Source organism: Paraburkholderia caffeinilytica (assembly GCF_003368325.1).
In the GTDB taxonomy this organism is placed as follows: Bacteria; Pseudomonadota; Gammaproteobacteria; order Burkholderiales; family Burkholderiaceae; genus Paraburkholderia; species Paraburkholderia caffeinilytica.
The window spans coordinates 1829682-1843331 of the sequence record NZ_CP031466.1 but is presented as its reverse complement, the minus strand read 5'-3'; the positions used below and the strand labels follow the sequence as shown (position 1 = coordinate 1843331).

Here is a 13650-nt window from a genome sequence, read left to right as displayed (position 1 = left end):
CTGCTCCGGCTGGTTAATCGGTGTTTTCAGCGGTGTTTTCAGCGGCATTTTCAGCAGTGTTCTTTGCTTGCAGGCGAGCGCGAGAAGTGTCGGGCGACGCATCCGCATCGGTCCATTCGTCCCCGCGCAGCTCTGCTGTATCGAAGGCGAGCAGCGCCTGATAGTGCCGCTCGCGATCCGCGTCGAACAGGCGGCTCGCGATGCCGCGCGCAAGGCGCTGCGCGCCGTCGCTGATCGCGGGGATGTCGCCGGAGAGCTTGCCGTGGCTGAGGCTTGCCGCATGATTGAAGCAATGAATCCGCGTCAGTGCGGCACAGGTGCCGGGCTCGCGCTCCTGAAATGCGAACGCGGCGCCGAGATCCGGCGACTCGGCCAGTTCGTGCGACGGCAGCGACGGGTCCGCGCGATAGCGGTCTTTCCAGCGCCGCACAAAGCGGGCGAACGGCGCGAATTCGGCGCGCGTGGCGATATCCGAGTGAAAGCCGGTCGCGAAGATCAGAAAGTCCACCACGTAGCGGCCTTTCGGTGTCGTCACGGCGAGCGCGCCGTCGAGCTCGTCGAGCGTAACAAGCGGGCTGCCGACGTGAAAGCGTGCGCCGGCATGGCGTGACACCCGCAGCACGCTGTCTCGTGGCGGCGGCGTTTGCTCGGCCTGCGCGTAGTGCAGGAAACGCCATTTGACCGGATCGTCGAGATCGGCGAAACCGTGCACGAGGCCCGGACTGCCGATGCCCGTCAGCTTGTTCACGCGTGGAATGTCGTCACGGCGGATAAACAGATCGACGCCGGCCGCACCGGCTTCGAGCGCGGTCGCCGCATTGTCGAAGGCGGACGCGCCCGCGCCGACGACACCGACGCGCTTGCCGGCCAATGCGGCGAAATCGATTGCATCCGCGGAGTGCGCCCAATAGCGGCGTGCAACCGTGTTGGCGATTGCCGGCACGGACGGGCCGCCCAAACCGTCGCGCCCGGTGGCGAGCACGACATGCCGCGCGAGCACCGTGCGCCGTGCATCGGCTTCAACGAGATCGAGAGCAAGCAGGCCGTCGTCGCGCGGACGCAGTGCGGTCAACGTGGTGTCGTTGTGCACCGGGAGATCGAGCACGCGGCGATACCAGCGCAGATAGTCCATCCACTGTGTGCGCGGAATCTTGTAGAGCGCATCCCACGCGACGGTGCCGAATTGCGCTTCGTACCACGCGCGAAATGTGAGCGCCGGCATGCGCAGCGCGGGCCCGGTGAGCTGCTTGGGCGAGCGCAGCGTTTCCATTCGTGCGAACGACACCCACGGGCCTTCGTGTCCCGATGGCGCGCGGTCGAACACCTGCAGATTGTCGATGCCGAGCCAGCGCAGTTCCGCTGCCGCGGCGAGCCCCGCCATGCCGCCGCCAATCACGGCGACATCGAGTATGCGCTCGGCGCCGGCGAAACGCGGTGGGACCCATGAGGGCGCGGGCAATTCCAGCCAGCGCAGATCTTCACGCAAGCGGGCTTCGAGTGCGTCAAGGCGATTCATGCTGTGTATTCCGGGTGTTTGTTGCGCGCACGGGAGACGCGCGTTTCGCGCTGTAGCAGCGCATCGTGTTGCTGGGCGGGATGCAGCACCACGCCTTCCAGCAGTTCACGGGTCGCGTGTTCGATGGCTTGCAGCAACGCGTCGACGGCAGGGCGGCGCGGTTTGCCCGCCGGCGTCACGAGGCCGAAGAAGAACGGAATCGCGCAATCGAGCGGTCGCGCCGTCACGCCTTCGATCGACAGGCCGAGTCCGGTGGCGGGATCCACGATCGCGACACCGGCGCCCGCGCGTGCGGCCATCACCGCGTTCAAAGAGGCATTGGTTTCGAGAAACACGTCGGCGGACAGGCGCTCGGCCGCGAACGCCGCGTCGATCCGATGCCGCAGCCGAAACCGGTTCGCCACGGTGACGATGCGCCGGTCCGCCAGATCGCGCAGCCCGATGTGCGGCTGCGTGGCAAGCGGGTCGCCGCTTTGCACAAGCGCCACGCAGGGCGCTTCGGCGATCCAGTGGATGTCGAGCCCCGCATGCCCGATCGGCAGCGTGACCAGCCCGATATCCGCGGTACGGGTCAATACCTCATGCACGACGTGTTCCGCCGACAAACTGCGCAACTGGAATTGCGGCGCGTGGCCGAGCGGCGGCAGCGAGGCGATGGCAGGTGGCACGATCGACGCCGCCAGCGCGGGCGTGGCTGCCACGCGCAGCGGTTCCGCTTCGCCGAGACCGATGGCGCGCGCCCGTTGCTCGATGGTTTTCAGCCCGATCAGCGAACGCTCGACTTCTTCGTAAAGCAGAAACGCGCGATGCGTCGGCGTGACACGCGGGCCATGGCGATTGAACAGCGCATAGCCCAGGTCCGCCTCGAGTTCCTGAATCTGACGCGTGACGGCCGGCTGCGAGCGTTCGAGCAAACGTCCCGCACCGGTGATGCTGCCGGCGGACATGACCGCCGAAAACGCTTCGAGTTGATGCAGCTCCATGACTCGCCCAGGCAATTCGGTCTGCGCATTGTAGGGGCCTCTGAATGCGGGATTTATATAATCAATTCGGATATCGACAGCCGAAAAAATGCGAAGCGGCTTGACGGACGAGCGCGTGGCGTTCTGGTTCCGGTTCTGCGCGGCGCGCGTCGCAAGCGAGAAAAATCAATTGCGTCAACGAGATGCCTTGGCGTATCCGGGCATGAGCGCGAACACGGGCTCGCTGCGTTGCTGTGAGCGAGTGGAGGCATCCTCGCCAACGCGATAACCATATTCCCAAAACTTCGTTGGTTCGCCCGAATTCACCGTGGTTACATGGCCCCACTTTGAAGATCACAGTCGGGGCACACATGAAGCACGTATCCAAATCATCGCGGAACAACTGGTCACGCTGGCTGAAAACGCTGCCGGTGCTCGCCGCCGTGGTGGGCATCACCGCAACCTCGCCGGCCCATGCCGGCGCAGCCGCGGGCGAGCCGTATCTGGTCGGCGTGAGTGGGCCGCTGACCGGACAGGACGCGCAATACGGCACGCAGTGGAAGCGCGGCTTCGATCTCGCGCTGGAGCAGATCAACAGCCAGGGCGGCATCAAGGGCCGCCCGCTTGCCTACGACTTCGAGGATAGCCGCGGCGACCCGCGTCAGGCAGTGTCGATCGCGCAGAAGTTCGTCGGCGATCCGCACATTCTGCTGGAGCTGGGCGATCTGTCGAGCACGACCTCGATGGCCGCGTCGCCGATTTATCAGCGTGGACAACTCGTGCAATTCGGCTTCACCAATTCGCACCCTGACTTCACGAAGGGGGGCGACTACATGTGGAGCACGGCGCTGAGTCAAGCCGAAGAGCAGCCGTTGCTCGCGCATTACGCGACGAAAGAACTCGGCTTCAAGCGCATTGCCGTGCTCTATCTGAATACCGACTGGGGCCGCACCAGCAAGGACATTTTCTCGAAGGCCGCCGCGCAGGATGGCGCACAGGTCGTCGCGGCGGAAGGCTATCAGCCGACTGAAAAAGATTTCCGCGCGACGCTAGTGCGCGTGAACGAAGCGAAGCCCGACTCGCTCGTGCTGATCTCGTACTACGCGGACGGTGCGCAGATCGTGCGCCAGGCGCGTTCGTCAGGGTTGACGCAACCGATCGCGGCGGTGGGCTCGGTCTATTCGCCGAAGTTTCTCGAACTGGCCGGCGAGGCGGCGAACGGCGTGTTCACCGAATCGAATTTCTTCCCCGGCGACAAGCGGCCTGAAGTGCAGGACTTCGTGCAGCGCTATCGCGCGAAATACAACGGCGAGCCCGATACCTTCGCCGCGCGTGCCTACGACGCGATGATCGTTTCGGCGGAAGTCATTCGCCGCTACGGCGTGACGCGTCAGGCGGTGCATGACGGTCTGAAGCAGATCAAGGACGTGCCGAGCCTGATCTTCGGCAAGGTGCAGTTCGATCAGGCGACGCGCCGCGTGGCCGGTGCACGCAGTGTGTACCTGGTCGTCAAGGACAATCAGTTCACGCAATGGGACGGTGCGAAGCCGCTGGTCGCTTCCAGATAACGCCACAGCAACGCTCACGTGCCTGCTCTTCACCGGATCTGAATGCTATGGCTTCATGGCTCGACTACACGATCAACGGACTGATCGTCGGCAACATCTATGCCTTGCTGGCGGTCGGCCTCGCGCTGATTTTCGGCGTGTCGCACCTGATCAACTTTGCGCACGGCTCGGTGTACATGATCGGCAGCTTCATCGGCTGGCTGTGTCTGACGCGGCTCGGTTTGCCATTGCCGCTGGCCTTGCTGGCGGTGGTGGCCGGCTGCGGGCTGCTGGGTATCGCGATCGAGCGCATCGGTTTGCGGCCGCTGCAGGGCGCGGCGCGCATCGCTCCGTTGCTCGCGACGATCGGTATCAGCTTCGTGCTCGATCAGTGCGCGCAGTTGCTGTTCGGCGCCGATCCGCGGCCCGTGCCGAGCACGCTGCCCGAGTGGCACTTTCGACTCGGCGGCGCGACGATCGGTTCGCTGGATCTGCTGATCGCCGGCATCGGCGTGACGGCGGCGGCCGTGCTCTATGTGTTCCTGCGTTTCACGCGCCTGGGCTGGGCCGTGCGCGCTACCGCGCAGGACCGGGAGGCGGCGCAGCAGATGGGCGTCAACGTCAACGGCGTCAATCAGGCGGTGTTTGCGATCGCGTGCGCGCTCGGCGGCGTGAGTGGCCTGCTGGTCGGCATGTACTACAACAGCATCGATCCGGCGATGGGCTTCCAGGCGACGCTGAAGGGCGTGGTGGCGTTGCTGATCGGTGGCCTCGGCAACGTGCCGGGTGCGATTGTCGGCAGCCTGCTGCTGGGACTCGTGGAGAGTTACGGTGTGGCGATCTTCGGCACCAGTTATCGCGATCTGTTCGCCTTCGTGTTGCTGCTGCTGTTTCTGGTGTGGCGCCCCAATGGACTTTTCAGCGGCAGCCGTCGTTTGCCGTCCGAGCCGATGACCGGCACGTTCCTGTCCGCCGGCCAGGCGGTGAAAGTGCCGCGCGCAGTGGTGATCGCGCTGACGCTGGCTGCGCTCGCGCTGCCGTTCGTCGCCAGTTCGTCCTATCTCCTGCAAACGCTCACCAATGCCTGGCTGTACGGAATGTTGGCGTTGAGCCTGACGCTGGTGGCGGGCACGGTCGGACAGATTTCGCTCGGCCATGCCGCGTTGCTGGTGATCGGGGCGTACGCGTCCGCATTGCTGTCGATGAACCTCGGCTGGTCGCCCGCCGTGACGATCCTGTGCGCCGGTCTGATCACCGCCGCGCTCGGCACGCTGCTGGTCTATCCGGCGTTCCGTTTGCGCGGCCACTATGTGTCGATTGCGACGCTTGGCATCGGCGAAGTGGTGAGCCTCGTGATCCTCAACTGGGACAGTCTGACGCGCGGCCCGCTCGGTATCGCGGGCATTGCGCCGCTGTCGGTGTTCGGCTGGACGCCGGGCAGCGCGCGTGCGATCTACTGGTTCGCGCTAGGCGTGCTGATCGTGCTGGCGCTCTTGCAAACGCGGCTGTTGAGTTCGCATCTGGGCCGCACGCTGCGTGCGATTCGCGAAGACGAGGTTGCCGCGCGCTCGCACGGCATCCGTCCGAATCGGTACAAGGCGATCGCATTTGCGTTCGGCGGGCTGGCCGCCGGCATCAGCGGCGGGATCGCGGCGCATCTGTATAGCTACATCAACAATCAGACCTTCGACTCGCAAGTGTCCATCCTCGCCTTGACGATGGTGATTCTCGGCGGCCTCGGCAACGTGCTGGGCGGCATCGTCGGCGCGGTTGCGCTGATCGGCTTGCCGGAGATTTTCCGCTGGGCCGCCGACTATCGGATGCTGATCTACGGGCTGGTATTGCTGCTGCTGGTGCGGTTCAGGCCGCAGGGTTTGCTGGGAACGGTATGACGGAGCGGGAGCGCACATGACACAGACTCTTCTCGACGTGCGCGGCATGACGCGGCGCTTCGGCGGACTGACCGCGGTGAACGGCGTCGATCTTTCGATTTCGGAGGGCGAACTCGTCAGCGTGATCGGGCCGAACGGTGCGGGCAAGTCGACGCTGTTCAATCTGATCACCGGGCTCGATACGCCGGACGCCGGCAGTGTGCAATTCGACGGCCGCGACATCACCGGCGTGCGGCCGGAAAAGCTGGCTGCGCTCGGACTTGCGCGGACGTTCCAGCATGGCCGCGTGTTCGGCAATCTGAGCGTGTTCGACAACGTGCTGATCGGCGCGCATGTGCGTTTGCGCGCTACCCGCACGGGCTGGCCGATTGTCGGCGCCATCGCCGAAGTCGCGCGCGCACTGGTCGGACCCGCTTCGATCCGACGTGAAGACGCGGCGTTGCGCGACGAAGTGCGCGAGATCGTCGCCGGGTTTGGCGAGCGTCTGACGCCACGCATCGATCATCCGGCGCATAGCCTGTCGTATGCGAACCGGCGGCGCGTCGAGATTGCCCGCGCACTCGCCTTGCACCCTCGCATCCTGCTGCTCGACGAGCCGACCGCGGGCATGAACGAGTCCGAAACCGCCGAAATGCTGGTGCTGATTCAGCAACTGAAAACGCGCGGGCTGACCATCCTGCTGATCGAGCACAAGCTCGACATGGTGATGCGCTTGTCGGATCGCGTGATCGTGCTCGACAACGGCGGGAAAATCGCCGAAGGGTTGCCGCGCGACGTGCGCAACGATCCGCGCGTGATCGAAGCGTATCTGGGCCATCGCAATGTCGGCGGCGCGGCGGCCGTGCGCGTCGCGGCCTGAACTTCTGGAACATCGACGATGAGCGACGCTCTACTGAAACTCGAACGCATCGAGACGTTTTATGGCCCCGTGCAGGTGCATTTCGACGTCAATTTTCAAGTTCGGCGCGGCCAGATCGTGAGTCTGCTCGGCGGCAACGCGAGCGGCAAATCGACCACCACGAAGCTGATCCTCGGTCTGCACAAGCCGCGCTCCGGCAGCATAACGTTCGAAGGCGAGGCGATCACGGGACTCAGCACGCCGCAGATCGTGCGGCGCGGTGTCGGCTCGGTGCCCGAGGCGCGGCGGCTGTTCGGCGACATGACGGTGCGTGAGAATCTGCTCATGGGCGCCTATACGCGGCGCGACCGCGCCGCCATCGAGGAAGACTACGAGCGCGTGCTGGGCCTTTTCCCGCGCGTGAAAGAGCGCCTGGCGCAAAAGGCCGGCACGCTCTCCGGCGGCGAGCAGCAGATGCTGGCCATGGCGCGCGCGCTGATGAGCCGCCCGAAACTGATCTGCATGGACGAACCCACCATGGGTTTGTCGCCGCTCTACGTCGATAAAGTGCTGGAACTGATCGACACGATCAACCGGCAAGGCGTGACGTTCTTCATGGTCGAGCAGAACGCCAGCCTCGCGCTGGAGATCGCGCATTACGGCTATGTGTTGCAGACCGGCCGCGTCGTGCTCGAAGGCACGGCGGAGTCGCTGCTCGGCGATGAGCGCATACGTGACGCGTATCTCGGTGGCGAAGCAGCGGCGACGACGGCGTCCTGACCCGCTCGACGCACGACATCGAATGCGGTCTTAAAGGTCGAACTGGTCGAATTCGCTTTGCAGTTCGCGGTTTCGTGCAACGCGTTCGTCGATGTTCGGCCCGAGCCGTTCGACAATCGCCGAAATCAGCAGATTGAACAGGCACGTGAGCGGCGCCAGCGAGTCCCAGAATTGACCGACGTCGGTCTTCACCTGCAGAAGATCGCCGTCGAAGTCGCGCGCCCACGGACAGTAAATATCCGTGACGAGCGCGAAACGCAGCCCCCGGCGGGTGGCCGCCTCGCAATAGCGGCGCGCGATCATCGAATAGGCCCGCGTATCGGTGACGATCAGATACGGCGACGCGAACCCGGAGTTCAGCGAATCGACATAGGAGCCCGACATGCCGTCGGAATAGAACACGCGCGGGCGGATGTATTCGAGGTAACTGTAGAACGCGTTGCTGATGCCGCGCGTGGACTGAATGCCGAGGATATACACGGCGTCGGCGGTTGAAATGCGCTCGGCCACGCGCGCAAACACCGGCGATTGCGCAAGCTGGTAGACATGCTGGATCGCGCCGGTTTCAAGTTCGAGCGAATGGGCGAGGGCCGGGTTGGGAGCAGGGGTAGCAGCATCAGGCCCGCTTGCGGCCGGTGTGGCTTCGTCGTGCTGGCCGGAGGCGCGGCGAAATGCGTCGAGCCGGTCGGTGATCAGCCATGGGCGCTCCTGCGCGCCGCGCAGTTCGCGCTTCAGGTCGTCGAGGTTCTGGTAGCCGATGCTGCGCAAGAACCGGCCCACCGAGATGCCGCTGGTGCCGGCTTGCTGGGCGATCTGGTCGGCGTTTTCGAGGCCGAGCCGGTCGAGATTCGCCAGCATGTAGCTGGCGACTCGCTTGGAAGTGGGGGTGAGTTCGGCAAAGCGGGCTTCGACGGTTTGTGCAAAAGCGGTCGGCATCGTAGTCGCGGCGCGAGTGGTGGATCGATTATCGAGATGATGACATATTCAACCCGCATTCATCCGACAACCGATCCCGCGCGATCCTGAAAATCAGGGATTGCCCGCACCGGCGAGATGCCGCTCAGACTGCCGGCCGCACCGGCGCGCTTCGCGAGAAGCGCCGCGCGCCCGCCACACACGCCACCACCACGACGGTCACCAGGATCATCGCGGGCGGCACCTGTTCATGCAGCAACAACCCGGCGAGCAGCAGACCGAAGAACGGCTGCAGCAACTGCAGTTGCCCGACCCCGGCGATGCCGCCGAGCGCCAGTCCGCGATACCAGAACACGAAGCCGATCAGCATGCTGAAGAGCGACACGTACGCGAGTCCCCACAGCGCCGCGTGGCTCACGCCATCAAACGAGGCCGGCCGGGCCCACCAGGCGAGCGGCAGCATCACCGGCAGCGACAGCACCAGCGCCCACGAAATCACCTGCCAGCCGCCGAGATGGCGCGACAGCCTTGCACCTTCGGCATAACCCAGACCGCAGACGACGATCGCCGCCAGCATCAGCGCATCGCCGAGCGGCGACGCGTCGAGGCCGTGGCGCAAGGCGAACGCGACCACCGCGCCGCTGCCGAGCGCCGAGAACAGCCAGAACGCCGGCTGCGGCCGCTCGCCGCCGCGCAGCACGCCGAAGACCGCAGTGGAAAGCGGGAGGAGCCCGACGAACACCACGGCGTGCGCGGAGCTCACGTGGCGCAGCGCGAGGGCGGTCAGAAGCGGGAAGCCGACCACCACGCCGAGTGCGACCACCACCAGCGGGACGAGGTCGCGTCTGGCGGGCCGAGCCTCGCGAAACACCAGCAGCAGCAACAGGCCCAGCGTGCCCGCGATGGTCGCGCGGGCGACCGTCAGAAACACCGGATCGAGGCCTTGCACGGCGATGCGGGTGGCGGGCAGCGAGCCGCTGAAAATCAACACGCCCACCATGCCGCTCACCCAGCCGTTCGTTGTCTTGTCCATCGAAAGAGTCCATGCACATGGAAAATGGTACGCATAGCATCCGCTTTCGGGCGGCAAAGAGTAAGCTATGGATCAGTACAATTCGTACAAACTGTACCGAACAAGGAGCAGTACAGATGGCGGAAAGCGATGGCAATCGGGCGGCCTCGAGCCTGGCAGCCGGCACGCGGGTCGGCGCAGTCATGGACAGCTTGCGCGAGCGCATCGCCAGCCGTTCGCTAGTGCCGGGCGCGCGCGTGCCGTCGATCCGAGCGATGACCGAGACGCTCGGTGTGTCGAAGTCGACCGTGGTGGAAGCGTACGACCGGCTGGTCGCGGAAGGAGTGATCGTGGCGCGGCGCGGCTCCGGTTTTTTCGTGTCCGGCCACGCGCCGCCGCTCGCGCTCGCCGATCTCGGGCCGCGGCTGGATCGCGAGGTCGATCCGCTGTGGCTCACGCGGCAGTCGCTGGAGGCCGGTGCAAAAGTGCTCAAGCCGGGCTGCGGCTGGATGCCGTCTTCATGGCTGCCGGAAGACGGCGTGCGCCGCGCGCTGCGTGCCGTGGCGCGCGACCCGCATGCGCCGCTCGCCGACTATGCGAACCCGCTCGGTCTGCCCGCGCTGCGTCAGCAACTCGCGTGGCGGCTCGCGCAGCACGGCGTGGAAGCGCCACCCGAGCAGATCGTGCTGACCGACGGCGGCACGCACGCGCTCGATCTCGTCTGCCGCTTTCTGCTCGAGCCCGGCGACACGGTTCTGATCGACGATCCGTGCTACTTCAACTTCCAGGCGCTGCTGCGCGCGCACCGCGTTCGCATTGTCGGTGTGCCTTATACGCCGTCCGGTCCGGATCTGGCGGCCTTCGAGCGGGCGCTGATCGAGCATCGCCCGCGGCTCTACGTGACCAATTCCGCGATCCACAATCCGACCGGCGCCACGCTTGCGCCGCCCGTCGCGCATCGGCTGCTGAAACTGGCGGGTGAACACAATCTGCTGATCATAGAGGACGACATCTTCGCCGACTTCGAAGACGAACCCGCGCCGCGGCTTGCGGCGTTCGACGGTCTCGCGCGGGTGGTCTCGATCGGCAGCTTTTCGAAGACCTTGTCCGCGGCCGTGCGCTGCGGCTACATCGCGGCGCGCAGCGAATGGATCGAGCCGCTGGTCGATCTGAAGCTGGCCACCTCGTTCGGCAACGGCCAGCTCGCGGCGAGCGTCGTGCATCGTTTGCTGGTGGACGGCACTTACCGCCGGCATCTGGAATCGATGCGCGCGAAGCTCGCCGACGCGATGGGCGAGACGATCAGACGGCTGGGCTATGCAGGCCTTGAAGTATGGACCCGGCCGCGCGCCGGCCTATTCGTGTGGGCGCGTTTGCCGGATGCGCTCGACGCCGCCGATATCGCGCGTCACGCGCTGGCAGAGAGTGTGGTGTTCGCGCCAGGCAACGTGTTCAGCGCTTCGCAATCGGCGGCCGGTTTCCTGCGCTTTAACGTGTCGCAATGCAACCGGCCGAAGGTGCACGAGGCGCTGCAACGGGCGATGGACGCGTCGGCCGTATCGAAGGAGCGCGCCTGAACGTGCGCTCCTTGTCACGCGAGCTTACTTGCACAGCAACAGCAGGCGTTCCTGATCCGTGCAAGGGGCGCGCGGTTTCTGCACGGCTTGCGCCGCCGTTGCGTTAATCGCCGCACTTCTGTTCGCGAGACAGGCGCGCAGATGTTTCTCCACCGGGCCGTAGTATTTCCATCCACGCACGAGCGGCGGCAATTCGAGTTTCACCTGCTTCCACTTCGGATGCCCGTGCTCCTGCAGATTGTCGAAGTTGGCGCAGAGCGAGTCCGCAAAGTGATTCAGATTGCCGACGGTACCGCGCAGGCCGTAATCGTAAGTGACGAGAAAGGCTTTGACCGTCAGCGTGGGAACATCTTCCTTCAGCCAGTTCGGATAGCTGGTCGCGCGGAGCGCCGTGGGAAAATACGTCTGTTTTGCGCGGGCGGTTTCGGGCGCGTTGGGATCGATCTTCAGAGGGCGGATCTGTTGCAGCAATTCGGGATTCATGTCGTTGAACAGTTTTGCCGGCTGCCCGACCACGATGATCGCAACGTCCACCTTCTTGACGATCAATGCGGCCAGCGCATCTTCATTGTTCAGGTGCTGGACGTTCTGCTCGGGAATCGCCTGACCGAACATCAGGTGATAGAGAGTCGTGGCGGTTTGCGCCGTGCCGCTGCCGAGCAGGCCCACGCTAATGCTTTTGTCCTTGATGTCGGCGAAGGTTTTCATCGGTGAATCCGCGCGCACCACGACGTTTATTTCCTCGTCGTAGAGCGGCATGATGAGCCGCAGCGGCCGGATTGTCGTGCCCGCGTCGGCATTGCCGGCATTGGCCATGTCGATGAAGGCCTGATACACGTCGGACTGCACCAGCGCGAGCTTCACGCCCGGCTCGAAGCGCATGCGCTGCACGTTTTCGGCCGAGCCCTTCGAGGCCATCACTTCCAGGTCGATGCCCGCCGGCTGCGCCACCCATTTCGACAGATCCTGACCGATCTGGATGTACGTGCCGCGCTCCGGACCGGTGACGATCTTGTAGTGCGCGGGTTCCGCGCCGGCAAACGAAGACACGATCATCAGCGCCAGCCCCAGCCATCCCGTCAGAAGTCTCTTCAGCATGGTTTATGTACCTATCGGTCAGGGTTGAACAGCCGCTCGCGTCGGCGCGCGCGAAGCACGGTGAGCGGGTTTGCGATCTCATGTTCAATGCGTTGCGCGCGCCATGTCCGTCTGCTGCCGCTCAGAGGACACGCGAAACGCAGTGCGTTCGGGCGTGCCGCGACGCAGGCAGCGAGGACAATTGGTCTCGCAAGCGGCTATGAAGTTCGGTATCCAAATGATTTGTCGATGACCGGACTGTCTGTCGCGGCATGCGGCTTGAGCGGCGCCCAACCTGTCTCGCGGATTACGCGTTCGAGGATCGTCTTCGCGGTGTCGTTGCCGGCGTCGATCGCGATCGCCTCATTGGCGTGCTGACGCGCGCAGCTCCACGACTGCTGCGCGGCGCACGCTTGCGCTGCCTGCAACGCGGCATCGCGGCGCGCGGCGAGTGGCTTCAGTTCGGTCAGCAGGCTTTGCGCGTCGGCGTTGCCGGGTTGCAGCGTCTGCGCCGCGCCAAGCGCCGCTTGTGCCGCGGACAGATCGTTGGCGCGGAAGGCCAGACGCGCTGCCTGCAGCGCTTGTGCGGCATCGCGGAACTGCGGCGTTGCTAGTTTGACAGGTGCTGCCGGCAAGGGCGGCGCAATGGGCGTGGCTGCGATTGCCGGTGCGGCCTTGGCGGAGTTGACGGGAACAGCAGGCTTAACCGCGGCAGCCTGATTCGTCGACTGAGACGGGGCGTATAGCGCAATCGTGCCGGTTGCCGTTCTGGCGTCCTGAGAGTTGTTCGCAGTTTGCTCGGTATTGCCGCTCTGAGATTCGTGGTCGTCGCTGAATAGTGTAAAGGCGACATAGGCCAGTCCTATTGCGCCAATCGCCACGATCGCGAGCAGCACCCGGCGCACCGGGAGCACGCTGTGGCCGCCGGTGTGCGGCGGATCGGCGAGGGGGGGAATCGGCGCGTCTGGAGAGACGAGCACCGGCGCTTGCATCGGCGATTCGGCATCGGCGGATTTGCCGGTGACGGCGGTCTGCGCGGCGAGACCGGTTTCACCTGGCTGGGCCGGATCGAAGCCGTTTTTCTGCACTGCCTTGCTGACGGCACTGGCGCGGCTGCCGGGAATCACGACGCGTTTGTGTGGGCCGGCGTCAAGCGGATGCACGGCGCCGCAATACGGGCAATAGTCGACTTGCCGGTACAGCGCACCGCCACAGCGTTTGCAAGGCGTCGGGAAGCTATGGCCGAGTATTGTCTGGGTGGACATGCTGTGGCCCCACCTGTGGAAAACAATGCCGTTACGGCATGTTCCAGATCGTGTTGAGGCAGGCGTGACGTCCGCGGAAACCACGATCCACATGCACTGGAGAACCTTTGGGACGCAAGTCCTCGCTTGCGGTGCCGCTGCTTGCAATATGTGGCGTTTCAGTGAGAACGTCAATCGACGTTGTTACCTACTTTATGCACGGTAAAGCGCATTTGTAGGTACGACGAAACACCGTATATGTCGGCAGAACGAACAGGCTGGTGGTTTTT

General features: G+C 64.8%; 11 protein-coding genes. 5 read left to right on the top strand and 6 right to left on the bottom strand.

What is annotated here, in order from left to right:
- Positions 1 to 13: 13 nt before the first annotated feature.
- Together DSC91_RS08175 and DSC91_RS08170 are read right to left on the bottom strand one after the other, a co-directional pair.
- The gene (locus tag DSC91_RS08175) at positions 14 to 1516 is read right to left on the bottom strand and encodes an NAD(P)-binding domain-containing protein (protein ID WP_115777659.1); all 1503 of its coding nucleotides are present in this window, start codon (positions 1514 to 1516) and stop codon (positions 14 to 16) included.
- Complete coding sequence (locus DSC91_RS08170; protein ID WP_115777658.1) at positions 1513 to 2499, bottom strand: LysR family transcriptional regulator; 987 nt, start codon at positions 2497 to 2499, stop codon at positions 1513 to 1515. Before DSC91_RS08170 ends, DSC91_RS08175 begins: the two co-directional genes overlap by 4 nt.
- Before the next feature lie 350 nt (positions 2500 to 2849).
- Here DSC91_RS08170 and DSC91_RS08165 point away from each other — a divergent pair, with 350 nt between their 5' ends.
- From DSC91_RS08165 to DSC91_RS08150, 4 genes are read left to right on the top strand one after another with little or no spacing between them, the layout of a single operon-like run.
- On the top strand, positions 2850 to 4046 hold the full coding sequence (locus DSC91_RS08165; RefSeq protein WP_115777657.1) for an ABC transporter substrate-binding protein: 1197 nt from the start codon (positions 2850 to 2852) through the stop codon (positions 4044 to 4046).
- A 47-nt stretch (positions 4047 to 4093) separates the two neighbouring features.
- The gene (locus tag DSC91_RS08160; RefSeq protein ID WP_115777656.1) at positions 4094 to 5917 is read left to right on the top strand and encodes an ABC transporter permease; all 1824 of its coding nucleotides are present in this window, start codon (positions 4094 to 4096) and stop codon (positions 5915 to 5917) included.
- 16 nt (positions 5918 to 5933) lie between these two features.
- Complete coding sequence (locus DSC91_RS08155; RefSeq protein WP_115777655.1) at positions 5934 to 6776, top strand: ABC transporter ATP-binding protein; 843 nt, start codon at positions 5934 to 5936, stop codon at positions 6774 to 6776.
- Positions 6777 to 6794: 18 nt separating this feature from the next.
- Entirely contained in the window at positions 6795 to 7535 is a 741-nt protein-coding gene (locus DSC91_RS08150) for an ABC transporter ATP-binding protein (protein ID WP_115777654.1), read from the top strand.
- Between the two features lie 30 nt (positions 7536 to 7565).
- Here DSC91_RS08150 and sapR read toward each other — a convergent pair whose 3' ends face one another.
- Both sapR and DSC91_RS08140 read right to left on the bottom strand, forming a co-directional pair.
- A complete protein-coding gene (gene sapR, locus DSC91_RS08145; protein WP_115777653.1) occupies positions 7566 to 8471 on the bottom strand; it encodes a sap1 transcriptional regulator SapR in 906 nt (301 codons plus the stop codon).
- Positions 8472 to 8595: 124 nt separating this feature from the next.
- A complete protein-coding gene (locus DSC91_RS08140; RefSeq protein ID WP_115777652.1) occupies positions 8596 to 9483 on the bottom strand; it encodes a DMT family transporter in 888 nt (295 codons plus the stop codon).
- A gap of 116 nt (positions 9484 to 9599) precedes the next feature.
- Here DSC91_RS08140 and DSC91_RS08135 point away from each other — a divergent pair, with 116 nt between their 5' ends.
- Positions 9600 to 11039, top strand: coding sequence for an aminotransferase-like domain-containing protein (locus DSC91_RS08135; RefSeq protein ID WP_115777651.1), 1440 nt, complete (start codon positions 9600 to 9602; stop codon positions 11037 to 11039).
- 24 nt (positions 11040 to 11063) lie between these two features.
- Here the strand turns inward: DSC91_RS08135 and DSC91_RS08130 are convergent, their stop codons facing one another.
- Positions 11064 to 12137, bottom strand: a complete 1074-nt coding sequence (locus tag DSC91_RS08130; RefSeq protein ID WP_115777650.1) for a TAXI family TRAP transporter solute-binding subunit — start codon at positions 12135 to 12137, stop codon at positions 11064 to 11066.
- 197 nt (positions 12138 to 12334) lie between these two features.
- Positions 12335 to 13381 (bottom strand): hypothetical protein, encoded by a 1047-nt coding sequence (locus tag DSC91_RS08125; RefSeq protein WP_115777649.1) that lies wholly within the window; start codon positions 13379 to 13381, stop codon positions 12335 to 12337.
- Between the last annotated feature and the right edge of the window lie 269 nt (positions 13382 to 13650).

Bases quoted from the DNA above. Each gene is read 5' to 3' on its own strand.
- DSC91_RS08175 (WP_115777659.1), bottom strand. From the start codon at position 1,516: ATGAATCGCCTTGACGCACTCGAAGCCCGCTTGCGTGAAGATCTGCGC.
- DSC91_RS08170 (WP_115777658.1), bottom strand. From the start codon at position 2,499: ATGGAGCTGCATCAACTCGAAGCGTTTTCGGCGGTCATGTCCGCCGGC.
- DSC91_RS08165 (WP_115777657.1), top strand. From the start codon at position 2,850: ATGAAGCACGTATCCAAATCATCGCGGAACAACTGGTCACGCTGGCTG.
- DSC91_RS08160 (WP_115777656.1), top strand. From the start codon at position 4,094: ATGGCTTCATGGCTCGACTACACGATCAACGGACTGATCGTCGGCAAC.
- DSC91_RS08155 (WP_115777655.1), top strand. From the start codon at position 5,934: ATGACACAGACTCTTCTCGACGTGCGCGGCATGACGCGGCGCTTCGGC.
- DSC91_RS08150 (WP_115777654.1), top strand. From the start codon at position 6,795: ATGAGCGACGCTCTACTGAAACTCGAACGCATCGAGACGTTTTATGGC.
- sapR (WP_115777653.1), bottom strand. From the start codon at position 8,471: ATGCCGACCGCTTTTGCACAAACCGTCGAAGCCCGCTTTGCCGAACTC.
- DSC91_RS08140 (WP_115777652.1), bottom strand. From the start codon at position 9,483: ATGGACAAGACAACGAACGGCTGGGTGAGCGGCATGGTGGGCGTGTTG.
- DSC91_RS08135 (WP_115777651.1), top strand. From the start codon at position 9,600: ATGGCGGAAAGCGATGGCAATCGGGCGGCCTCGAGCCTGGCAGCCGGC.
- DSC91_RS08130 (WP_115777650.1), bottom strand. From the start codon at position 12,137: ATGCTGAAGAGACTTCTGACGGGATGGCTGGGGCTGGCGCTGATGATC.
- DSC91_RS08125 (WP_115777649.1), bottom strand. From the start codon at position 13,381: ATGTCCACCCAGACAATACTCGGCCATAGCTTCCCGACGCCTTGCAAA.